Source organism: Geodermatophilus sp. SYSU D00696 (assembly GCF_054050235.1).
Window position 1 is genome coordinate 1 of the sequence record NZ_JBJGYY010000013.1, and the last position, 21,474, is coordinate 21,474.

20 protein-coding genes and 1 riboswitch are annotated in these 21,474 nt (G+C 77.1%); of the genes, 7 read left to right on the top strand and 13 right to left on the bottom strand.

Features of this window, described 5'->3' with window-relative positions; translation table 11 throughout:
• Nucleotides 1-131 precede the first annotated feature (131 nt).
• The 3 genes from ACI79O_RS10165 to ACI79O_RS10175 form a co-directional block, all read right to left on the bottom strand.
• On the bottom strand, nt 132-1,013 hold the full coding sequence (locus ACI79O_RS10165) for a deoxyribonuclease IV (protein WP_456914043.1): 882 nt from the start codon (nt 1,011-1,013) through the stop codon (nt 132-134).
• Nucleotides 1,010-3,010 (bottom strand): Stk1 family PASTA domain-containing Ser/Thr kinase, encoded by a 2,001-nt coding sequence (gene pknB / locus ACI79O_RS10170; RefSeq protein ID WP_456890842.1) that lies wholly within the window; start codon nt 3,008-3,010, stop codon nt 1,010-1,012. Before pknB ends, ACI79O_RS10165 begins: the two co-directional genes overlap by 4 nt.
• A 205-nt stretch (nt 3,011-3,215) precedes the next feature.
• Nucleotides 3,216-4,673: a glycine hydroxymethyltransferase gene (locus ACI79O_RS10175; protein WP_456890844.1), complete on the bottom strand. Its 1,458-nt coding sequence runs from the start codon at nt 4,671-4,673 to the stop codon at nt 3,216-3,218.
• A gap of 26 nt (nt 4,674-4,699) precedes the next feature.
• Nucleotides 4,700-4,784: riboswitch (ZMP/ZTP riboswitch) on the bottom strand.
• A 52-nt stretch (nt 4,785-4,836) separates the two neighbouring features.
• On the opposite strand from ACI79O_RS10175, the gene ACI79O_RS10180 reads away from it, so the two are divergent.
• Entirely contained in the window at nt 4,837-5,175 is a 339-nt protein-coding gene (locus ACI79O_RS10180) for an Rv2175c family DNA-binding protein (protein WP_456914044.1), read from the top strand.
• 58 nt (nt 5,176-5,233) lie between these two features.
• On the opposite strand, the gene ACI79O_RS10185 is transcribed toward ACI79O_RS10180, so the two are convergent.
• Genes ACI79O_RS10185 through ACI79O_RS10195 form a run of 3 tightly spaced genes read right to left on the bottom strand, consistent with a single transcriptional unit; the run spans nt 5,234 to nt 8,756 of the window.
• Nucleotides 5,234-6,163 carry a phytoene/squalene synthase family protein gene (locus ACI79O_RS10185; RefSeq protein ID WP_456914045.1) on the bottom strand — a complete coding sequence of 310 codons (930 nt, stop codon included), beginning with the start codon at nt 6,161-6,163 and terminating at the stop codon, nt 5,234-5,236.
• Nucleotides 6,160-7,650, bottom strand: a complete 1,491-nt coding sequence (gene crtI, locus ACI79O_RS10190) for a phytoene desaturase family protein (RefSeq protein WP_456914046.1) — start codon at nt 7,648-7,650, stop codon at nt 6,160-6,162. The genes ACI79O_RS10185 and crtI overlap by 4 nt, the downstream gene beginning before the upstream one ends.
• A 2-nt stretch (nt 7,651-7,652) precedes the next feature.
• Nucleotides 7,653-8,756, bottom strand: coding sequence for a polyprenyl synthetase family protein (locus ACI79O_RS10195; protein WP_456876107.1), 1,104 nt, complete (start codon nt 8,754-8,756; stop codon nt 7,653-7,655).
• A gap of 188 nt (nt 8,757-8,944) precedes the next feature.
• Between ACI79O_RS10195 and metF the strand changes: the two genes are divergently transcribed.
• Entirely contained in the window at nt 8,945-9,877 is a 933-nt protein-coding gene (gene metF / locus ACI79O_RS10200) for a methylenetetrahydrofolate reductase [NAD(P)H] (RefSeq protein WP_456890855.1), read from the top strand.
• A gap of 9 nt (nt 9,878-9,886) precedes the next feature.
• On the opposite strand, the gene ACI79O_RS10205 is transcribed toward metF, so the two are convergent.
• Nucleotides 9,887-10,528, bottom strand: coding sequence for a hypothetical protein (locus tag ACI79O_RS10205; RefSeq protein WP_456890857.1), 642 nt, complete (start codon nt 10,526-10,528; stop codon nt 9,887-9,889).
• Nucleotides 10,529-10,631: 103 nt separating this feature from the next.
• Here ACI79O_RS10205 and ACI79O_RS10210 point away from each other — a divergent pair, with 103 nt between their 5' ends.
• The 3 genes from ACI79O_RS10210 to ACI79O_RS10220 are packed head-to-tail and all read left to right on the top strand — an operon-like array spanning nt 10,632 to nt 13,452.
• Nucleotides 10,632-11,732 carry a transcriptional regulator gene (locus ACI79O_RS10210; RefSeq protein WP_456914047.1) on the top strand — a complete coding sequence of 367 codons (1,101 nt, stop codon included), beginning with the start codon at nt 10,632-10,634 and terminating at the stop codon, nt 11,730-11,732.
• Nucleotides 11,729-12,646 (top strand): ABC transporter ATP-binding protein, encoded by a 918-nt coding sequence (locus ACI79O_RS10215; protein ID WP_456914048.1) that lies wholly within the window; start codon nt 11,729-11,731, stop codon nt 12,644-12,646. Before ACI79O_RS10210 ends, ACI79O_RS10215 begins: the two co-directional genes overlap by 4 nt.
• Nucleotides 12,643-13,452 carry an ABC transporter permease gene (locus ACI79O_RS10220; RefSeq protein WP_456914049.1) on the top strand — a complete coding sequence of 270 codons (810 nt, stop codon included), beginning with the start codon at nt 12,643-12,645 and terminating at the stop codon, nt 13,450-13,452. The genes ACI79O_RS10215 and ACI79O_RS10220 overlap by 4 nt, the downstream gene beginning before the upstream one ends.
• On the opposite strand, the gene dapA is transcribed toward ACI79O_RS10220, so the two are convergent.
• Nucleotides 13,442-14,344: a 4-hydroxy-tetrahydrodipicolinate synthase gene (dapA, locus tag ACI79O_RS10225; RefSeq protein WP_456914050.1), complete on the bottom strand. Its 903-nt coding sequence runs from the start codon at nt 14,342-14,344 to the stop codon at nt 13,442-13,444. The genes ACI79O_RS10220 and dapA overlap by 11 nt on opposite strands.
• A gap of 174 nt (nt 14,345-14,518) precedes the next feature.
• Complete coding sequence (locus tag ACI79O_RS10230) at nt 14,519-15,328, bottom strand: lipase family alpha/beta hydrolase (protein ID WP_456914051.1); 810 nt, start codon at nt 15,326-15,328, stop codon at nt 14,519-14,521.
• 57 nt (nt 15,329-15,385) lie between these two features.
• Between ACI79O_RS10230 and ACI79O_RS10235 the strand changes: the two genes are divergently transcribed.
• Together ACI79O_RS10235 and ACI79O_RS10240 are read left to right on the top strand one after the other, a co-directional pair.
• Nucleotides 15,386-16,069: a CDP-alcohol phosphatidyltransferase family protein gene (locus ACI79O_RS10235; protein WP_456914052.1), complete on the top strand. Its 684-nt coding sequence runs from the start codon at nt 15,386-15,388 to the stop codon at nt 16,067-16,069.
• 81 nt (nt 16,070-16,150) lie between these two features.
• Complete coding sequence (locus ACI79O_RS10240) at nt 16,151-17,125, top strand: carbohydrate kinase family protein (protein ID WP_456914053.1); 975 nt, start codon at nt 16,151-16,153, stop codon at nt 17,123-17,125.
• A gap of 125 nt (nt 17,126-17,250) precedes the next feature.
• Here the strand turns inward: ACI79O_RS10240 and ACI79O_RS10245 are convergent, their stop codons facing one another.
• From ACI79O_RS10245 to ACI79O_RS10260, 4 genes are read right to left on the bottom strand one after another with little or no spacing between them, the layout of a single operon-like run.
• Nucleotides 17,251-17,910 carry a flavin reductase family protein gene (locus tag ACI79O_RS10245; protein ID WP_456914054.1) on the bottom strand — a complete coding sequence of 220 codons (660 nt, stop codon included), beginning with the start codon at nt 17,908-17,910 and terminating at the stop codon, nt 17,251-17,253.
• Nucleotides 17,911-17,929: 19 nt separating this feature from the next.
• Nucleotides 17,930-19,030 carry a glycosyltransferase gene (locus ACI79O_RS10250; protein ID WP_456914055.1) on the bottom strand — a complete coding sequence of 367 codons (1,101 nt, stop codon included), beginning with the start codon at nt 19,028-19,030 and terminating at the stop codon, nt 17,930-17,932.
• Nucleotides 19,027-19,833, bottom strand: a complete 807-nt coding sequence (locus ACI79O_RS10255; protein WP_456914056.1) for a carotenoid biosynthesis protein — start codon at nt 19,831-19,833, stop codon at nt 19,027-19,029. Before ACI79O_RS10255 ends, ACI79O_RS10250 begins: the two co-directional genes overlap by 4 nt.
• Entirely contained in the window at nt 19,830-21,473 is a 1,644-nt protein-coding gene (locus ACI79O_RS10260) for a phytoene desaturase family protein (protein ID WP_456914057.1), read from the bottom strand. The genes ACI79O_RS10255 and ACI79O_RS10260 overlap by 4 nt, the downstream gene beginning before the upstream one ends.
• Nucleotide 21,474: the final 1 nt, after the last annotated feature.

Sequence of the window (21,474 nt, forward strand, 5' to 3'; positions counted from 1 at the left end):
CGCGAGCGCCCCCCCCGCCCCCCCCCCCCCCCCCCCCCCCCCCCCCCCCCCCCCCCCCCCCCCCCCCCCCCCCCCCCCCCCCCCCCCCCCCCCCCCCCCCCCCCCCCCCCCCGGGAGGGGCGGCCGCGGGCTCAGGCGGCGGTGGCCTCGGGGACGGCGCGGCCGTCGCGCAGGGCGCACAACAGGGCGATGTCGCGGGCGTGGCCGCGGTCGGCGCTGGGGGTCTCGACCACCACCGGCACGCCGGCCATCGACGGGTGGGTCATGAGCTCGGCGAACGCGGCCACCCCGATGGAGCCCTCGCCGATCGTGGTGTGCCGGTCGCGCTTGGAGCCGCACTCGTCGAGGGAGTCGTTGGCGTGCACCAGGCCCAGCCGGCCGGGGCCCACGGTGGCCTCCAGCGCGTCGAGGACCGCCGTCGTCCCGCCGGGGGTGGCCAGGTCGTGCCCGGCGGCCCACGCGTGGCAGGTGTCCAGGCAGACGCCGACCCGCGGGTGCATGTCCAGCGCCGCGAGGTAGGGGCCGAGGTCCTCGACGGTGGCCGCCAGCGACCGGCCGCCGCCCGCGGTGGGCTCGACCAGCAGCCGCGGGCCGTCGTCGGGGAGCGCGTCGAGCACCGGCAGCAGCCGCTCCCGCAGCTGCCGCAGCGCCGCCTCGTAGCGGTCCTCGTCGACGGCCGACCCGGCGTGCACGACGACGCCGCGCGCGCCGAGCTGCACGCCGCGGGCGAGGTCGGCGGCGATCACCTCGACGGAGCGGTCGACGGTGGCCGGGGTCGGGGAACCGACGTTGACCAGGAACGGCGTGTGCACGAACGCCGGCACACCGCGCTCGGCCAGCCCCGCGACGAAGGCCGCGTCCTGCGCGGGGTCACCGGCGCTGCGCCGCCAGCCGCGGGGATTGCCGACGAACACCTGCACCGCCTGCGCGCCGACGTCGTCGGTGTAGCGCAGCCCGCCGGTGGCCAGGCCCCCGGCCACCTGGATGTGCGCCCCGACGGGGGTCGCGCTCACCCGAAGCTGAGCAGCAGGCTGACCTCGCTGCCCTGGTCGACGACGGTGCCCCCGGCGGGGCTCTGCCGGTACACCCGGTCGCCGGTGATGAAGGTCGACGTGGTGACCTGCAGGCCCGCCGCCTCGAGCGCGGCGGTGGCGTCGGCCGCCCGCTGCCCGGTCACGTCGGGGACGGTGACCTGCGGGACGCCGATCGACACCTGGATGGTGACCTCGCTGCCGTAGGGGGCCTCCTGCCCCGGCGCCGGGCTCACCGCCATGACCGCGCCGGTGGCGACGTCGGCGCTGCGGCCCTCGGTGCGCACGACGGTGAAGCCGAGGTCCTCCAGGTTGGCCTGCGCGGCGTCGGCGCCCTGGCCGACCACGTTCGGCACGCCGACCGGCGCCCGGCCGAGGCTGACCGAGACCGTGACCGGCTGGTCACGGCGCAGCTCGGTGCCCGGCTCGGGGTCGAAGCCGGTGACCGCGCCGGCCGGCACCTCCTCGTCGTACACCTCGGTCTCGGTGAGGACGATCGGGACGCCCCCCAGCCGGTCCCGGACGGTCTCGATCGGCTGGCCCACCAGCGCGGGGTCGACGGTGAAGCGCTCGGGACCCTTGGACACGACCAGCTCGACGTCGGTACCGCGGATGGCCTCGCCGCCCTCGGGGTCGGCGGAGATGACCACGCCCTCGGGCACGTCCTCGCTGAACTGGTCCTCGGCGAACACCGGGTCCAGGTCGGCGCCCTGCAGCAGGTCGACGGCGGCCGCGCGGTCGCTGCCCACGATCTCGGGCACCTGCGTCCAGCGGCCCGAGCCCATCCACCAGCCGACCGCACCGACGGTGACGGCGAGGAGCAGCACGACGGCCAGCGCCAGCCGCGCCCGGCGACGGCGCAGGTGCGGCGCCAGGCCCGGCCGCAGCGCCGGCGCGGGACGGCGGCCGCCGACGTCGGCGGTGGGGCCGGCGCCCATGCCGGGCAGCATGCTGGTGCGCCCGGCTCGGCCGCCCGCCGTCGATCCGGACCGGCCGCTGCCGAGCACCGCGGTGCCGGGTTCGTCGGACGCCGGCTCGCTCGGGTGCCGCCGGGCGGGCCGGTTGGTCGGGCGGATGGTGGCCGGGCCCGCCGAGCTGCGGCCGGTAGGCACCGGAACGCGGGCCAGGCCCAGGTCGGTGCGCACGTCCTCGAGGTCGGCGAGGAACGACCCGGCGTCCAGCGGCCGGACGGCCGGCTCGCGCCGGGTGGTGCGCTTGACGAGCTCGTCGACCTGCCACGGGACCGCCGGCACCTCCGAGGAGGGCAGCGGGACGTCGTGGTGCACGTGCTGGTAGGCCACCGCCAGCGGGGTGTCGCCGCCGTAGGGCGGGTGACCGGTGAGCATCTCGAACAGCACCAGCCCGGCGGCGTAGACGTCGCTGCGGGCGTCGGCGCGGCCGCGCTCGAGCTGCTCGGGGGAGAGGTAGGCGACGGTGCCGATGAGCACCCCGCCGGTGTGGCTGGTCTGGCCAGTGCCGGTGAGCGCCCGGGCCAGGCCGAAGTCGGCCACCTTGACCGTGCCGTCGTGGCCGATGAGCACGTTCTCGGGCTTGACGTCGCGGTGCACGATCCCGGCGCGGTGCGCCGCGGCCAGCCCGGCGAGCACCGGCTCGAGGACGGCGAACGCCTCGGCCACGGTGAGCCGGCCGCGCGCCTGCAGCAGGTCGCGCAGCGTGCGACCGCGGACCAGCTCCATGACGAGGAACACCAGGCCCTGGTCGCTGCCCTGGTCGCTGACCGAGACGACGTTGGGGTGGCTGAGCATCGCCGCGGCGCGCGCCTCGCGGGTGAACCGGCCGACGAAGGTCGGGTCGTGCGCCAGGTGCTCGGCCATGACCTTGACCGCGACGGTGCGGTGCAGCCGCAGGTCGGTGGCGGCGTAGACGGTGGACATGCCGCCGCGCGCGAGTCGCTCCTCGAGGCGGTAGCGCCCCTCGAGGACGAGGCCGACCACGGGGTCGGTCACGGCGGTGTCCACGCGACGAGTCTAGGAGCGACCGCCGCGGAAGCCGTCCGCACACGCGGACCGCCGTGCCGGTGGGCACCCTCCCGTCACACCGGTCACGGCAGGGCCCGCGGGGATCAGGGTCCCTGATCGTGCGGCGTCCTCCCTCACGGTGGGACGTGCGGGAGGACGCCCGACGATCAGGTCACCTGATCGTCGCGCGGGCGGCGTCGACGCCTCAGTCGAGCGTCAGGCCGGGGTAGAGCGGGTGGGCGGCGACCAGCTCGGCGGCGGCCGCGCGGGTCTTGTCGGCCAGACCCGCGTCGACGGCGTACTTCGCCTTCGAGGGCGAGCCGTCGCGTGTCGCCGTCGGGCTGGTGTGGGACAGCACGTCGACGACGAGCTCGGCGGTGCGGTCGAACTCGGCGGCGCCGAAGCCGCGGGTGGTCAGCGCCGGGGTGCCCAGCCGGACGCCGGAGGTGTACCAGGCACCGTTGGGGTCGGCCGGGATCGCGTTGCGGTTGGTGACGATGCCGGCGTCGAGCAGCGCGGACTCGGCCTGGCGGCCGGTGAGCCCGAAGGTCGACACGTCCAGCAGCACGATGTGGTTCTCGGTGCCGCCGGTGACCAGCCGGGCGCCGCGGCGGGACAGGCCCTCGGCCAGGGCGACGGCGTTGTCGACGACGGCCTGCGCGTAGCCGGCGAACTGCGGGCGGCGGGCCTCGGCGAAGGCAACCGCCTTGGCGGCCATGACGTGCGGCAGCGGCCCGCCGAGCACCATCGGGCAGCCGCGGTCGACCGAGTCGGAGTACTCCGGCTGGGCCAGCACGAACCCGCCGCGCGGGCCGCGCAGCGACTTGTGGCTGGTGCTGGTGACCACGTGGGCGTGCGGCACGGGGTCGAAGTCGCCGGTGAAGACCTTCCCGGCGACGAGGCCGGCGAAGTGGGACATGTCGACGACCAGCGTCGCGCCCACCTCGTCGGCGATCTCGCGCATCCGCGCGAAGTCGACCTTGCGCGGGTAGGCGGAGTAGCCGGCCATGAGGATCAGCGGGCGGAACTCGCGGGCCCGGGCGGCCACGGCGTCGTAGTCGAGCAGCCCGGTCGCGGCGTCGGTGCCGTAGGAGGACTGGGCGAACATCTTGCCGCTGATGTTCGGGCGGAAGCCGTGCGTGAGGTGACCGCCGGCGTCGAGGCTCATGCCGAGCATCCGCTGGTCGCCGAGGGCGTGCCGCAGGGTGGCCCAGTCCTCGTCGGTGAGGTCGTTGACGTGCCGGACGCCGGCCCGCTCGAGCGCCGGGGACTCGATCCGCTGGGCCAGCACCGCCCAGAACGCGACCAGGTTGGCGTCGATGCCCGAGTGCGGCTGGACGTAGGCGTAGGGGGCGCCGAACAGCTCGCGGGCGTGCTCGGCGGCCAGCGCCTCGACGGTGTCGACGTTCTGGCAGCCGGCGTAGAAGCGGTGGCCGACGGTGCCCTCGGCGTACTTGTCCGACAGCCAGTTGCCCATGGTCAGCAGCACCGCGGGCGAGGCGTAGTTCTCGCTGGCGATGAGCTTGAGCGAGGCGCGCTGGTCGGCCAGCTCGGCGCCGATCGCGTCGGCGACCCGCGGCTCGACCTCGGCGATGACCGACAGCGCGCTGCGGTAGGCGGTCGAGGCGGCGGTGGCGTCGAAGGCGGGGGTCACGTCGGTCATGGGAGGGCTCCTGCGCGGTCGGTGGTCGGCTCTGCCCAGGCGCCCGGCGGGGGAGGTGCAGGCCGCTCCCCGGTGGTGCCCCACCTCGATGCGCCAGTCACGGCCCGCTGCCGATCCTAGCCCGCGACGGCCCCGCGGCCGGGCTGCGTCCTAGGCTCGGACCGTGCCGTCCGACCAGATGCAGACGATGACACCGGCCGAGGTGGCCGACGTCCTGGGGGTCTCGCCCAACAAGGTCCGCCAGCTCGTGCGGGAGGGCAGGCTGCTGGCCGTGCCCGGCAGCGGCAACAGCCGCATCCCCGCGGACTTCCTGCAGGACGGCGCGGTGCTGCGGCACCTGCCCGGGCTGATCACCGTCCTGCGCGACGGCGGGTTCAGCGACGCCGAGGTGTTCGAGTGGCTCTTCCGCGCCGACGAGTCGCTGCCGGGGACGCCCGTCGAGGCGCTCCGCGGCGACCGGCACACCGAGGTCACCCGGCGCGCGCAGGCCCTGGCCTTCTGAGGACCAGGCATAGGAAGCTCTCCGCACGTATCGGCGACCGATACGTGCGGAGAGCTTCCTATGCCTGGCGGCGCCGCGTCCTGAGCCGCACGGCCTGGGCGCTCGCGAGCCGGCGGGCGAACACGCCGAGCCGGCGTGGTTTGGACACGGTCACCCGCCGGTCGAGCACCCGGTAGTCGGCGCGCTCGATCTCGGTGAGGATGCCGCCGTAGAGCGCGGTGGCCGCCCGTACGCAGTCGCGGGACTCCGGCGCGAGCATCGGCGTCCCGGGAGCGGCGTCGTCGTAGCGGCGGCGCACGATCGCGACCATCTCCTGCATCAGCGCCCGGAACCGGGCGTCGTACCGCTTGGCCTCGAGCTGCTCGCGGGTCACGCCGTGAGCGGCCATGACGTCGGCGGGCAGATAGACCCGGCCGCGGTCGGCGTCCTCGGCGACGTCGCGCAGGAAGTTGGTCAGCTGGAAGGCCTCGCCCAGCGCGATGGCGTGCGGGGCGGCCTCCTCGCGGGTCACCCCGGGCGCGGTGCCCAGGACGGGGAGCACCTGCAGGCCGATCACCGCCGCCGAGCCCCACATGTACCGGTCGAGCGCGGCGATGTCGGCGTAGCCGGTGACGGTGAGGTCGCTGGTCATCGCGGCGAGGAAGTCGACGAGGTGCTCGACCGGGATGGCGTACCGGCGGTAGGTGTGCACCGTGGCCAGCCGCACCGGGTCGTCGGACCAGCCGGCCTCCAGCTCGGCCAGCAGCGCCCGTGACCAGTCGGCGAGGGCGGCCTCGGGGTCGGCGCCGGGGTGGTCGACGAGGTCGTCGGCGGTCCGCGCGGCGGCGTAGAGCGCGTGGATCGCCGGACGGCGGTCGGCGGTGAGCAGCCGGGTGGCCAGGTGGTAGCTCTTCCCGTGCTCGGCGTTGACCGCCGCGCAGTACCGGTAGGCGGCGTCGAGCCGGGCCTGCCGCTCGGCCTGCGTGAGCGGCCGCTCGGTGGCGGTCATGCCCGCACCGGCCCGGTGATCCGCTCGGCGGCCAGCCGGCCGGAGATGACCACCATCGGGACGCCGACGCCCGGCTGCACCGACGAGCCGGCCAGCACCACGTTCTCCGGCCCGCGGCGGGGCAGCGTGGGCGTCCGGAACGGGCCGGTCTGCCCGAACGTGTGGGCCAGGGCGAACGGCGTGCCGGCGGCCATGCCCTGCCGGGCCCAGGTCAGCGGGGTGTCCACGTGCTCCACCTCGATCGCGTCGGTCAGTCCGGTCCAGCCGCGGGCCTCGAGCACGCCGAGCACCTCCTCGCGGTAGCGCGGGGTCAGCGCGTCCCAGTCGATGCCGGGGTTGCCGCCCGAGTGCGGGTCCAGGTTCGGCGCGGGCGCGACCACGCTGAGCACCTGCCCGCCGTCGGGGGCGAGCGAGCGGTCGGTGACCGAGGGCATGCTCACCAGCAGGCTGGGGTCGCTCATCGGCCGGCCGTCGCGGGTCAGCTCGTCGAACACCTCGCGCCAGGCGGCCCCGAAGCTGATGGTGTGGTGGGCCTGGCCGGGCAGCTCGCCGCGCACCCCGAGGTGCAGGGTGACGCAGGAGGGCGAGTACACCGGCCGGCGGCGGGAGAGGCCGGGCACCAGCCGCTCCGGGACGTCGGCGGTGACGACGACGGCGTCGGCGGGCAGCCGCTCACCGCCCGCGAGGCACACCCCGGTGACCCGCCGGCCCCGGACCTCGAGCTGCTCGACGGTCGCGCCGAACCGGAACACCACTCCGGCGTCCGTGGCCGCGGCGGCCATCGCCCGCGGCACCGCGCCGATCCCGCCCACCGGGTGCCAGACGCCGGCGCCGATGTCGAGCTGGGCGATGACCGCGTAGGCGGCGATGGCGCGGAACGGCGAGACCCCGGCGTAGAGGGCCTGGAAGCTGAACAGCCGCCGCAGCCGGTCGTCGTCGAAGAAGCGGGCCACGTGCGCCGACAGCCGGCCGAACCCGCCGCGCCGGACCAGCGCCCACAGCTGCGGGCCGAGCAGGTCCAGCGGGGTGTCGAGGTTGCGGTCGATGAAGGTGGTCAGCTGCAGCCGGTAGAGCTCGGCGAGGTCGGCGAGGTACCGGCGCAGCGCGGCGGCCTCGGCAGGGCCGGCCAGCGCCTCGACCTCCGCGGCGAACGCGTCGACGTCGGCGTGCACGTCCAGGTGCGAGCCGTCGGCGAACTGCGCCCGGTAGGTGGTCTCCAGCGGCACCAGGGTCAGCCGGTCCTCCAGCCGCTCCCCGACGGCGGCCAGCGTGTCGGCCACCAGCTCGGGTGCGGTGAACACCGACGGGCCGGTGTCGAGGACGTAGCCGTCGCGGGCGACGACGCCGGCCCGCCCGCCGGGCCCGTCGGCGCGCTCGACGACGGTCACCTCGCGGCCGGCGCCGCGCAGCCGCAGCGCCGTGGCCAGGCCCGCCAGGCCCGCGCCGATCACGACGACCCGGTCGGTCGCCCCGGGGACGGTGCGCACGCTCAGGCGGTCCGGGAGGTCGCGGCCACGGCGAGCGCGTCGAGCGCGGCGCGGGCCTCCTCGGCGATGGGCGCGTCGGCGATCGCGGCGCGGGCGGTGGCGGTGCGCTCGGTGATCCGCTCCTCCACCCGGGCCCGCGCGCCGGTGTCCTCGATGAGCCGGCGCAGCGCGTCGAGCTCGTCGGCACCGCAGTCGGGGTCGCCGAGGCACTCGCGCAGCAGTCGGAGCCCGGCCTCGTCGGCCTCCTCCTCGGCCAGCGCGATCAGCAGCGTCTGCTTGCCCTCGCGCAGGTCGTCGTCGGCGGACTTGCCGGTGACGGCGGGGTCGCCGAACACGCCGAGGACGTCGTCGCGGAGCTGGAACGCCTCGCCCAACGGCAGGCCGACCGCGGTGTAGACGTCGGCGGCGCGCGGGCCGGCGCCGGCGAGGGCCGCGCCGAGCTGCAGCGGGCGCTGCACGGTGTAGCCGGCGCTCTTGTAGCGGGCGACGGTGAGCGCGCCCTGGGCGCCGGGCAGCCCGCCGGCGGCGCGCAGCAGGTCGAGGTACTGCCCGGCGGTGACCTCGGTGCGCATGGTGTCCCACACCGAGCGGGCGCGGGCCAGGGCCGGGCCGGAGATGCCCGAGCGGCGCAGCAGCTCGTCGGACCAGACCAGCGCGAGGTCGCCGACGAGGATCGCCGCGCCCACGCCGAAGGCGTCGCCGTCCCCGGCCAGGCCGCCGTCGCCGTGGCGGGCGGCGAAGCCGACGTGCGTGGCCGGGCGGCCGCGGCGGGTGAGCGCGCCGTCCATGACGTCGTCGTGGACCAGGGCGCTGACGTGCACGAACTCCAGGGCGGCGACGGCGCGCAGCACCGCGGCGTCGTCCTCGGCCGGGCCGGTGACGTCCTCGGCCACCCCGCGCCAGCCCCAGTAGGCGAAGGCCGGGCGCAGCCGCTTGCCGCCGTCGGCCAGCGCGCACACCTCGTCGACGACGGGGGTGAGGGAGGGGTCCATCCCGGCCAGCGTGGCCCGCTGCTCCTCGAGGAAACCGGTGAGCGCGGCCGACACCGCGCCCCGGATGCGGCCCAGGTCGGCGGCTGCCAGGGAGGGCGGCAGCGGCCGGACCACGGATCCTCGTTGCTCCGCCGCGCCGGTGATCACGCGACCAGTATCGCCCCACCGAGTCGCGCGCGTCCTGTTCGGGTGGTCGCTCACGGGACCTCCTGCCGCTTCCGTACCGGTACCGATCTCCTTCGCCCCGGACCGCGCGGACGGATGCAGGAGGCCCGACGGGGACGCCCGTACCCTCGGACCCCGTGACCGCCAGCGTCCGCGAGCTGCTCGCGACCTCCCGGCCGACCTGGTCGTTCGAGTTCTTCCCCGCGAAGACCCCCGAGGGCGAGGCCCAGCTGTGGACGGCGCTGCGCCGGCTGGAGCCGCTGCGGCCCTCGTTCGTCTCGGTGACCTACGGCGCCGGCGGCTCCACCCGGGAGGGCACCGTCGCGGTCACCGAGCGGATCGCCGCGGAGACCACGATGACCCCGCTGGCGCACCTGACCGCCGTCGGCCACTCCGTCACCGAGCTGCGCCACGTGGTCAGCCGGCTGGCCGCCGCCGGCGTGCACGACCTGCTGGCGCTGCGCGGCGACCCGCCGGGCCGCGACCCGCAGGCCGAGTGGGTCAAGCACCCGGAGGGCCTGCAGTACGCCGCCGAGCTGGTGGAGCTGATCCGGTCGATGGGCGACTTCTCGGTCGGCGTGGCCGCCTTCCCCGAGCGGCACCCGCGCTCCCCGGACTTCGACACCGACGTCGAGATGTTCGTGCGCAAGTGCCGGGCCGGTGCGGACTTCGCCATCACGCAGATGTTCTTCCGCGTCGAGGACTACCTGCGGCTGCGCGACCGGGTGGCCGCCACCGGCTGCGAGGTGCCGATCATCGCCGGGGTGATGCCGGTGACCAACGCCCGGCAGATCACCCGGATCGTGCAGCTGTCGGGCCAGGCTTTCCCCGAGGACCTCGCCGCCCGCTTCGCCGAGCTCGACGGCGACCGGCCCGAGGACCGGGCGGCGGTGCGCGCCTACGGCGTCGAGGTGGCGACGGCGATGTGCCGGCGGCTGCTGGACGAGGGCGTGCCCGGCATCCACTTCATCACCATGAACCGGTCGACGGCGACGCGTGAGGTGTACGCCAACCTCACCGACCCGCGGACCGGCACCTCGGTGCCCTCGCCGCTGGCCGCCACCCCCTGACACCGGTCCCTAGACCGGCACCCGGTTGCCGGGCGCGAGCAGCTCCGCGGTCATCCGCGCGGCCCGTCGCAGGGCCACCCGCTCGGCCATGTACCCGCCGACCACGCCGATGACGGGCAGCTGCGCGAGGGCCCGCGCGCCGATCCGGCCCTTGGGCCGGGCGTCGAGCGCCTCGTCGATGCGGGACAGCAGCCGGGCGGCCCGCCAGATGGTGCGGATCGCCCCGGCGAGCCCCGCCCGCTCCTCGCGGGCGCCGAGCGCGGCCTCGGTGTAGGCGCCGCGCACCCGCTCCAGCAACGGGCGCACCCGGTCGGGGGGCAGGTCGCGGGCCAGCAGCACCCGCGAGAGCAGCGACACCCGCTCGGCGGGGTCGGTCACCCCGTGCTCGCCCGCGACGCCGAGCACCACCAGCGACTGGACCGCCGTGCCGACGGTGTTCTGGAGCGGCAGCAGGTCGGCCAGCCGCCCGGCCAGCCGGGGCAGCCCGCCGGCCGCGGCGGCCACCATCGACGCGCGGTCGGCCCACCACGCGTCGCGCTCGGCCACCGGCGACCCGGGCGGGCGGCCCAGCCGCTGCACGAGGGGCGCGGTCAGCCGGTCGACCCGGCGCAGGACGTCGACGACGACGGCGTCGCTGAGGGGAGGGGCCATGGGGTGGAGGTACCCCTGACCGCGGTCGCTCCATGCGCGCCCGCTCCCTGCGCCGACCGACGTCGCACCGGAGGGCTGGCCCGGCGCTCGTACCGTGGCGCGCATGTCGGGGTACGGGCGCGCCCGCCGGTGGGGGGTGCTCGCCGCGCTGCTCACGGTCCTGGGCGCGCTGCCCGCCGTCGTCGCCGCACTGCCGGCCGAGGACTCCGACGTCCCCGCGGCCGACCTGCGCGACGCCGTCCTGGCCAGCGCCGACGTGGGGTTCTCCGGCTACGCGGTCTCGGCCGGCGGGCTGACCCTGCCGGTGAGCGACCAGCTGCCGGCGGTGGCCGACCTGCTCAGCGACCGCGTCCAGCTGCGCGTGTGGTGGCGCGGTGAGGACGAGCACCGGGTCGACGTCGTCACCGCCGCGGGGGAGACCGGCGTGCACGTCGGCCCGGCCGGCACCTGGACGTGGGAGTACGAGTCGTCCACCGCCGAGCGCACCGGACCGGCGCCGCTCGCGCTGCCCGCACCGCCGGACCTGGTCCCCGCCGCCCTCGGCCGGCGGCTGCTGTCGGAGGCCGCCGACGACGAGCTGTCGCGCACCGGGGCGCGCCGGGTGGCCGGCCGCGACGCGCTGGGCCTGCGGCTGGTCCCGGCTGCGGCCGCCGCGTCGGTGGCCCGGGTCGACGTCTGGGCCGACGCGGCCACCGGCCTGCCGCTGGCCGTGGAGGTGGTGGCCGACGGCGCCGACGCCCCCGCCCTCCACACCCGCTTCCTCGACCTCGACCTCACCGAGCCCCCGGCCCGGGTCGTCGCCTTCGCCCCGCCGCCGGGCGCCCGCGTCCGCGACGGGCAGGACGCCGGCGGGCTGCTGGCCGAGGCCGGGCGCCGGCTCGCCGAGGTGGCGCTGCCCGCGGAGCTGGCCGGCCTGCCGCGGCGGGCGCTCGAGGGCGCGCCGTCGTCGGTCGCGGTGTACGGCCGCGGCGTCACGCTGCTCGCCGTCGCCCCGGTCCCCGCCCGGCTGGCCGGCGAGCTGCAGGCGGCCGTGCGCGCCAGCCCCGACGCCGTCGTGGACCGCCGGGGCGCTCGGGTGGCCGCCGGGCCGCTGGGGCTGATGCTGGTGGAGCGGCCCGGCTCCGGCACGTACGTCCTGACCGGGACGGTGACGCCCGACGCGCTCGCCGAGGCCGCCGGGCAGGTCCCCGGCGGAGCGCCGTGACCGCGGTGATCCGCACCCGCGGGCTGGTGAAGCAGTTCGGCCGGGTGCGCGCCGTCGACGGGATCGACCTCGACGTCCGCGCCGGCGACGTCTACGGCTTCCTCGGCGCCAACGGCTCGGGCAAGACGACGACGGTGCGGATGCTGCTCGGGCTGGTGCTGCCCACCCGCGGCGAGGTCGAGCTGCTCGGCGGCCGCATGCCGCGCGCGGGCCGGCGGGTGCTGCCGCGCGTGGGCGCGCTCGTCGAGGGCCCGGCCCACCACCGGCACCTGTCCGGCGCGGCCAACCTGGCGCTGCTCGACGCCGCCGGCCCGGGCGGCCCGCGCCGCACGCGGAGGCGGCGGATCGCCGAGGTGCTCGACCAGGTGGGCCTCGGCGGGGTCGGACGGCGCAAGGTCGGCGCGTACTCCCTCGGCATGCGCCAGCGCCTGGGCCTGGCGGGGGCGCTGCTGCGGCGGCCGGAGCTGCTGGTCCTCGACGAGCCCACCAACGGGCTCGACCCGCAGGGCATCCACGAGGTCCGGCAGCTGCTGCTCGAGCTGCACCGGGGCGGGACGACCGTGTTCCTCTCCAGCCACCTGCTCGCCGAGGTGGAGCTGCTGTGCAGCCGGGTGGGCGTGCTCGACCGCGGCCGCCTGGTGCTGCAGGAGGAGCTGGCGCGGTTGACCGCACCCACCGGCGCCACCGTCGTCGACACCCCGGCGCCCGAGCGGGTGCGCGCGGTGCTCGACGGCCGGGTGCTGCACGCCGAGGGCGGGCGGCTGGTCGTGCGCGGGTCCGACCCGGCCGAGGTCAACGCGCTGCTGGTGGGCGCCGGCGTGCCGGTGACCGGCCTGGCGCTGCAGCGCCCCACGCTCGAGGAGGTCGTGCTCGCCGCCGCGGGCAGCAGCGCCGACCGGGTGGACCGGCCGTGATCGGGGTCGAGCTGGCGAAGACGTTCCGCCGGCCGCGGACCTGGACGACGATCGCCCTGCTCAACGCACTGCCGGTGCTCGTGGCGGTGCTGCTGCGGGTCACCGACCTCGCCCCGCGGCCGGGGGAGGGGCCGCCGTTCCTGTCCGCCGTGCTGACCAACGGGGCGCTGTTCCCGCTGGCGGCGCTGGCCATCGTGCTGCCGCTGTTCCTGCCGATCGCGGTCGCGGTGGTCAGCGGGGACGCCGTCGCCGGCGAGGCGCAGGCAGGCACGCTGCGCTACCTGCTCGTCCGCCCGGCCGGCCGCACCCGGCTGCTGGTGGCCAAGCTCGTCGCGGTGATGGCCTTCGTGGTCGTCGCCGTCGTGGTGGTGGCCGCGGTCGGCTACGTCGTCGGCACCCTGCTGTTCGACGCACGGCCCGCGGCCGGGACGTCGGTGTCGGGGACGTCGCTGACCACCCGGGAGCTGGCCGGCCGGACGCTGATGGCCGTCGGCTACGTCGCCGTCTCCATGCTCGGCGTCGCCGCGTTCGGGCTGTTCTTCTCCACGCTGACCGACTCGCCGCTGGCCGCCGCGCTCGGGGCGCTGGCGGTGCTGGTCACGTCGTCACTGCTGTTCACCCTCGACGCCGCCTCGCCGATCGCGCCCTACCTGCCCACGCGCTACTGGCTGGCCTTCGTCGACCTGTTCCGCGACCCGGTGCTGTGGCGCGACGTCGTCCGCGGGCTGGCGCTGCAGGGGGTCTACGTCGGCGTGCTGCTGACCGCGGCGTGGGCCAACTTCACCACCAAGGACGTCACGAGCTGAGGCCCGCCGCGGCCAGCCCCGCCCGGACCTCGGGGACCTCGGCGTCACCGGCCGGCACCTGCGGCAGCCGCACCGCCGCGGACGGCAGCCGCCCGAGCAGTGCCAGCGCCAGCTTCGAGCGCAGCGCCCCGTTGCCCGTGCCGCACACCAGGTCCACCACCGGGAGCACGTCCAGGAACGTCTTCCGGGCGGCGGCGAGGTCGCCGGCCTCGGCCAGCGCGACGACCTCCGCCAGGCGGTCGCCCACCAGGTGGCCGCTCGTGCTGACCGGCCCGACGGCGCCCACGGCGAGGAAGGGCAGCAGCAGGTGGTCGTCCCCGCAGTACCAGGCCAGCCCCGTGTCGGCGACCAGCCGGGTGGCGGCCGCGACGTCGCCGGTGGCGTCCTTGACCGCCACCACCCGTGGGTGGCCGGCCAGCCGGTGGTAGGAGCCGGCGGTCAGCCGCACGCCGCTGCGGGCTGGGACGTCGTAGAGGGCCACCGGCAGGTCGGTGGCGTCGGCGACCGCCGTCAGGTGCGCGACCACGCCGTCCTGCGAGGGGCGGGAGTAGTAGGGCGTGACCGCCAGCAGCCCGGTGGCCCCGGCGTCGGCGGCCTGCCGGGCCATCGCCACGGCGTGCCGGGTGTCGTTGGACCCGGCGCCGGCCAGCACGGCGGCGCGGCTCCCGACCGCGTCGGCGACCAGGCGCACCAGGTCGGCCTTCTCCCGGTCGGACGTCGTGGGCGCCTCACCGGTGGTGCCGTTGACCACCAGGCCGTCGTGCCCGCGGTCGACGAGCTCGACGGCGAGGCGGGCGGCGGCGTCGAGGTCGACGGCGCCGTCGTCGGTCATCGGCGTGACCATCGCGGTCAGCAGGGCACCGAAGGGGCGGCGGGGGTCGGTCGAGGGCACGGCCGGCAACCTAGCGAGCCGGGCGCGCGGCGCCGTCCTGCCTCACCGGAGCGCGTCCTCCCTCACCGCAGCGCGTCCTCCCGCGCCGCAGCGCGTCCTCCCGCACGTCCCACCGTGGGGGAGGACGCCGCACGATCAGGTCACCTGATCGTGGACGCGTACGCCGGACCGCCCTCAGCCGCCGAGGCGGGCGCAGTCGGCGGGGCCCAGCGGCACCGGGTCGCCGGCCGCCAGCTCGGCCACGACCATCGCCTGCACGAGCGGGTCGCGCGGCAGGTCGCCGTGCCCGACCTGCGCGCCGGCGCACACCGACTGCACCTCCAGCTCCACGGCACCCTCGAGCCGGGCGGACTCGGGCGGGGTGACGGTCTCGTCCTGCGCGGTCCAGATCGACACCCAGGTCGCCCCGTCAGGCGTCTCGTCGCCGGCGTTGAGCGCCGCGAGCAGCTCGCTGTCGGTGGCCAGCTGCCGGCACGCCTCGGGGCACTGACCGGGGGCGAGGGTGACGGCGAGATCGGCGAGCGTGGTGCCGTGGTGCGGCGAGCCGAGGGTGACCACCCGCCGGGCGACGTCGGCGCCGCCGTCCGCGACCCACAGCCGGGCGACCACCCCTCCGGCGGAGTAGCCGACGACGTCGACGCTGTCCGCGCCGGTGCGGTCGAGCGCCGCGCCGGCGGCCTGGTCCAGCGTGTCGGCCGCGGCGGCCAGGTCGCCGGTGCCGTTGCCGGGCAGCGCGACGACGGTGGCGTCGCGGCCCTCCGCGGTCAGCCGGTCGGCCAGCGACGCCAGCGCGCCGGTGCCGCCGCCGTAGCCGGGGACCAGCAGCACCGGACCCGGCTCCTCCTGCGACACGGGGGCGGCCGGCGCGGCGTCGCCGGTCCGGCCGGTGAGGACGAGCACCGTCGCGGCCACGGCGGCCGCGACGACGAGCGCGAGCAGGACCAGCAGCAGGCGGCGGCGGGCGGGGGCGAGGCCGGCGAGCACGGGGTCCACTGTCCCCGGTCCCGCCGGGCGGCGGCGGGGCTGGGAGACACTGCGCGCGTGCTGAGCCGCGACGAGTACCTCGCCGAGTGGTCGCGCTGGCACGGTGGCACCGACCCCGCGTCCAGCCGGCTGGTCCGCGGCTGGCTGACGCTGGCCTACACGCTGGCCCGGGCGGTGTCGTGGCTGCCGCCGCTCGCCGCGACCGCGCTCGGGCTGCTGGTGGCGCTGGCGGCGGTCGGCCCGGCGCTGGCCGGCGGGGCGTGGCTGGTCGCCGCGGGTCTGCTGGTCGGGCTCTCGGGCCTGCTCGACTCCCTCGACGGGGCGCTGGCGCTGGCCGGCGGCCGGGCCTCGCGCCGCGGCTACGTGCTCGACTCCGCCGTCGACCGGCTCACCGAGGCCGGGTACGCGGGAGCGCTGTGGGCCGCCGGGGCGCCGGGGTGGCTGGCCGCCGGCTTCGGCGCGCTGTGCTGGCTGCCCGACTACCTGCGCGCCCGGGCCGGGCAGGCCGGCGTCGCCGAGACCGGCGCCATCTCGGTGTGGGAGCGGCCGACCCGGGTGGCCATGACCGGCTTCACCGTGGGCGGAGCCGGGATCGTCGCCGTGACCGGCCTGGACCACCTCGCCGGGGTGGCCGACGGACCCACGCTCGTGGTCACCGCCGGGACGGCCGTCGGCTGCCTGCTCGGGCTGGTGGGCACCGCCCAGCTGGGCGTCTCGCTGCGCCGGGCGCTGGCGGACTGAGGACGCCGGGGCGCGCGGGCGGCCCCGGTGCCTCTTAGGGTTGCGCTGCCCGCCGTCGGCCCGTCCTCCCCGGGAGCCCCCGTGCCCGTCCTCGTCACCGGCTCCATCGCCACCGACCACCTGATGACGTTCCCCGGCCGGTTCACCGAACAGTTCGTCGAGGGCCAGCTGGAGAACGTCTCGCTGTCGTTCCTCGTCGACGACCTCATCCAGCACCGCGGTGGCGCCGGCGCCAACATGGCCTACGGCCTGGGCCTGCTCGGTCTGGAACCGGTGCTGGTCGGGTCGGTGGGCAGCGACTTCACCGACTACGACGCCTGGCTCACCCGGCACGGCGTGGACACCCGCGACGTGCGGTGGTCCGAGCTCAAGCACACCGCCCGGTTCGTGTGCACCACCGACGCGGTCAACAACCAGATCGCGTCGTTCTACTCGGGGGCGATGAGCGAGGCGGGGGAGATCGAGCTCGGACCGGTCTGCGCCCGGGTGGGCACCCCCGACCTCGTCGTCGTCGGGCCCAACGACCCGACGGCGATGGTGCGCCACACCCGCGAGTGCCGCGAGCGCGGTCACGCCTTCGCCGCCGACCCCAGCCAGCAGCTGGCCTGGGCCGACGGCGAGATGATCCGCGAGCTGGTCGACGGCGCCGAGCTGCTGTTCACCAACGAGTACGAGTCGGCGCTGCTCATGCAGAAGACCGGGTGGGACGCCGCAGAGGTCCTCGCCCGCGTCGGCACCTGGGTCACCACCCGCGCCGCGCAGGGCGTGCTGGTCCGCCGGCAGGGCGAGGACCCGATCGAGGTCATCGCCGTCCCCGAGACCAAGCCGGTCGAGCCCACCGGCGGCGGGGACGCGCTGCGCGCCGGGTTCATCGCCGGCCGCATGTGGGGGCTGGGCCTCGAGCGGGCCACCCAGCTCGGCTCGGCGGTGGCCACCGAGGCCGTCGAGGTGGTCGGCACCCAGGAGTACGAGCTGCGCCGCGGGCCCTTCCTCGAGCGGTTCGCGGCCGCCTTCGGTGACAAGGCCGCCGCCGAGGTGGCCGAGCACCTGCCGTGACCCCGCGGTCCCATCGGACCGCACCGCGACGCCCGTCCGGCGTCCTCCCTCACCGCAGCGCCTCCTCCCTCACGTCCCACCGCGAGGGAGGAGGCGCCACGATCAGGTCACCTGATCCCCGGCGGTCAGCTCTCGCGGACGCGCTCGCCGATGGAGGGGTCCTCGGCCCACGTCGTGTAGGGGATCCGCGGGATGGTCCGGACCTCCCCGACGGTGCACCACTCGTTCCCGCCGAGGCGGGCCAGCGGGCGCAGGTGCTCGATCCGCGGCCGGCCGTCGCGGACGGCGTCGGAGACGACGCTGACCCACTCGACCCGCCCGAAGACGACGGTGCTGTCGCCCAGCCGCAGCGTCGAGTGCAGCGTGCACTCGACGCTCACCGGCGACTGCGCCACCCGCATCGCGCCGACCTTCTCGCTGGGCTCCAGGCGGATGCCGGCGGCCTCGGCCTCGCTCTGGTCGGGCGGGAAGTCGGTGCCGGTGGCGTTGGCCTGCTCGAACAGCTCCTCGGGCACCAGGTTGACGGTGAACTCGCCGGTGGCCTCGACGTTGGTGAGCGAGTCCTTGCGGCCCACCGAGGTGAACTGCACGATCGGCGGCTCCACGCAGGCCACCGTGTAGAAGGAGTGCGGCGCCAGGTTGTGCACCCCCTCGGCCGAGCGGGTCAGCACCCACGCGATCGGCCGCGGCACGACGATCGAGTTCACCACCCGGTAGAAGTCGCGCGGGCGCATCCCCGCCGGGTCGAAGGACGTGCGCGGGCGGCCGGTCTCGGCTGAGGTCACGCCCCATCCTCGCCCGGGTTCAGCCGACCGCGCGTCCGCGCCAGGTCAGCGTGCCCCGCCGGTGCCCGGCCACCGACCGGGCCAGCAGCACGTCGAGGGCCAGCAGCGACACCGGGTGGGCCAGCGCGTCGGGCCACACCCGCCCGCCGGTGACCGCGGCGCTCACCGCCCGGCCGGCCACCCCCGCCGCCCAGCCGAGCAGCCCCGCCCGCGAGCCGCGCAGGGCGGCCAGCGGCGGGACGACGCCGACCGCCGTGAGCACCGCCGCCGCGGTCAGCGACGCCGCCGGCGAGCCGGCGACCGACGCCCACAGCGACTTGCCGTAGCCCTCGCGCATCGCCGCCCAGCCGTCGTACATGCGGCACTCGGCCAGCGCGGCGCCGGCCGCCGGGACCGCCCGCCCGCCCGACCGCTTGACCGCCCGGGCCAGGGCGACGTCCTCGACCACCTCGTCGCGCACCGCCGCGTGCCCGCGGGCGCGCAGGTAGCCACGCCGGGTGAGGGCGAGGAACTGGCCGTTGGCGGCGGTCAGCGACGGCCGGCGGGAGCGCTCGGCGGCCCGCAGCGGCAGCGTGGTCAGCCACAGCCACGGCGAGAGGGGCTGCACCAGCCGCTCGGCCGCGGTGCCGGTCACCGGCCGCGGCCACGGGGAGACCAGGTCGAGCCCGTGCGCGTCGAGCAGCGCGACGGCGGCGGCGACGGCGTCGGGCGCGAGCCGCACGTCGGCGTCGACGAAGACGAGGTACCCGTCGTCGGCCGCGCTCTGCGCCCCCACCCAGCAGGCGTGCGGCTTGCCCAGCCAGCCCTCCGGCGGGGGCGGCGCCGTGAGCAGCCGCACCCGCGGGTCGGCGATCCCGCGGACGACGCCGGCGGTGCCGTCGGTGGAGCCGTCGTCGACCACCACGACCCGCAGGTCGGCCACGCCGCGCGAGGCCAGCACCGCGGCGAGGCAGCCGCGCACCTGGGCCTCCTCGTCGCGGACGGGGACGACGACGGTGACCGGCCGGGTCACCGTCGGGGGGGACGGCGGCGGGCGGCGCAGCAGGAGGGCGTTGACCCCGGCGTGCACGGCGCCGGCGACGGCCAGGCCGGACAGCACGCGGACGGCCGCGCCGCTCACCGCCGGCGGGCCTGCAGCGCGAGCACCGCCAGCACGAGCACCGACAGCACCGCTCCCCACGCCGCCGAGCCGGGCAGGTCCAGCCACAGCGCGTGCGCCAGCGCCCCGCCGGGGACCATCCAGGCGATCACCAGCAGCGGCGCGGCGACGGCCGGCGTCCCGCCGGGCACCGTGGTGCGGGCGACGGCGAGCTCCAGCAGCGCCATGAGCACCAGCCCGGCGAGCAGCCAGCCGGCCAGGTTGGTCAGCGGCACGGTGTCGATGCCGGGCAGCCCGGGGGAGGGGTGCGCCCAGGTCCAGTAGCCGGCCTGCACCAGCTGCGGGTCGAGGACGACGTCCCAGCCGGCGAACACCGCCGCGGCGACGGCGACCCGCGCGGCCGGCCGGCGTGCGTCCCGCACCCGGCGGGTGAGCAGGTCGGCCAGCACCCGGCTCGGCCAGGCCATCATCAGCCAGGCCAGCGGGACGAGGAACGGGACGCCGAGCAGGGTCGGGCCGAGCACGTCGCTGTAGGTGTACTCGCCGTAGGGGTACCCGGTGGCCAGCCCGACCGACTCGAACGCCACCGAGGTGAGCACCACCAGGGCGAGCACCGCGGCGCCGGTGCGGGCGCCGTGGGCGACGGTCGCGGCGGTGACCGAGACCCCCGACCCGAGCAGCACGATCGTCCAGGACACCGCGTCGCGGGCCCCGCCGTCGGTGAGCGGGTAGGCGATCGCGGCGAGGACCAGCAGCACGGCGAGGACCAGCGGCACCCGCGCCGGTGCGGGCGCCCGCCGCAGCGCCGTCGTCGCCGCGCTCACCGGGCCGCCCGCCGCAGCCGCCCGGCCGCGTCCTGGACGCGGGTGCGCGCGCGGGCCAGCGGGCGGCGGTCGGCGAGCACCGCGCGCGCCGCCGTCCGCCCGGAGTTGCCCGACACCCCGCCGCCGGGGTGGGTGGAGGCGCCGGCCAGGTAGAGCCCGTCGAGGCCGGGCACTCGGTAGCCCGACAGCGCCGGCGTCGGCCGGAAGGCGAACATGCTGGCCAGCCCCATCTCCACGTGCATCACGTTGCCGCGCAGCAGCGACAGTTCCCGCTCGAGCAGGAGCGGCGTCTGGACGTGGACCTGCTGCACCGAGGCGGCGAAGCCGGGCGCGAACCGGTCGACGGCCGCCACCAGCCGCTGTGCCTCGGCGTCGGCGAGGGCGTCCCAGTCGCCGCCGTCGGCGAGGTCGTAGGGGTACCACTGCCCCCACACGGTGACCACGTGCCGCCCGGGCGGGGCGAGGGTGTCGTCGCTCGCGGTGAAGGACATCGCCAGCGGCACCGGCTCGCGCGGCAGCCGGCCGGCCAGCCAGTCGCCGTGCGCGGCGGCCAGCTGCGCCCGGTCGGTGCACAGCAGCTGCAGGCCCTGCGCCGACACCGCGGGGTCGACGCCGGGGTAGACCGGCAGTGCGTCGGTGAGGCAGCGCAGCACCAGCCCGAAGCCGTTGCCCACCGGCGGGGCGGCGCCGGCCAGCGCGGGCGGGGCGTGCTCGCCGGCGAGGTCGCGGGTGGCCAGGACGTGGCAGGCGGCGACGACCACCGGGGCCGCGACCCGCCGTCCCGAGACGGTCTCGACGCCGGTGACCCGGCCGGCGTCGACGAGCAGCCGCGCGGCGCCGTCGCCGAGGACGACCCGCCCGCCGTCGGACTCCAGGCGGCGGCGCAGCGCCTCGGTGAGCCCGCCGGAGCCGCCCACCGGGTGGCCCGGCGGGGTGTCGTGCAGCAGCGCCACCCACGCGACCATCGCCGCGGTGCCCGGCTCGGACATCGGCGGTCCGGACTGGGCGCCGAACCAGGCCAGCGCGGCCTTGAGCCGCTCGCTGGTGAACCAGCGGTCGAGCAGCGCGTCGCCGGAGCCGAGGAAGTCGACGGCGAGGTCGCCGCCGGGGGTGCGCGGGGCGTCGCCGGTGGGGGCGCCCAGCGGCCAGAAGGCGCGGGCCAGGCCCAGCGGGGTGGGCCGGCGGCCGAAGGAGTCGACGACGGCGCGGCTGCGCGGCCCCCAGACGCCGACGAACCGGCGGTAGGCGGCCGCGTCGGCCTCGCCGCAGGCGGCGGCGATCGAGGCGCAGGTGGCGTCGAGGTCGACGGAGAAGACCAGCGGGCGGCCGTCGGGACCGGGGTCACCGGGGACCGGGGCGGGCGCGAAGCCCCACGGGTCGCAGTCGAGGTAGCGCAGCCCGTGGGCGGCCAGGTCGAGCTCCTCGACGACGCCGCTGTGCCGGACGATCACGTGCGCGCTCGAGCCGCGGTCGACGCGGACGCCGGGCCAGCGCTCGACGGTGGACACCGCTCCGCCGAGGACCTCGTCGCGCTCGACCACCTCGACGGTCAGCCCTGCGCGGGCCAGGTAGCAGGCCGCGACCAGGCCGTTGTGGCCGGCGCCGACGACGACGGCGTCGGCGGTGGAGTCGGCGGGCACG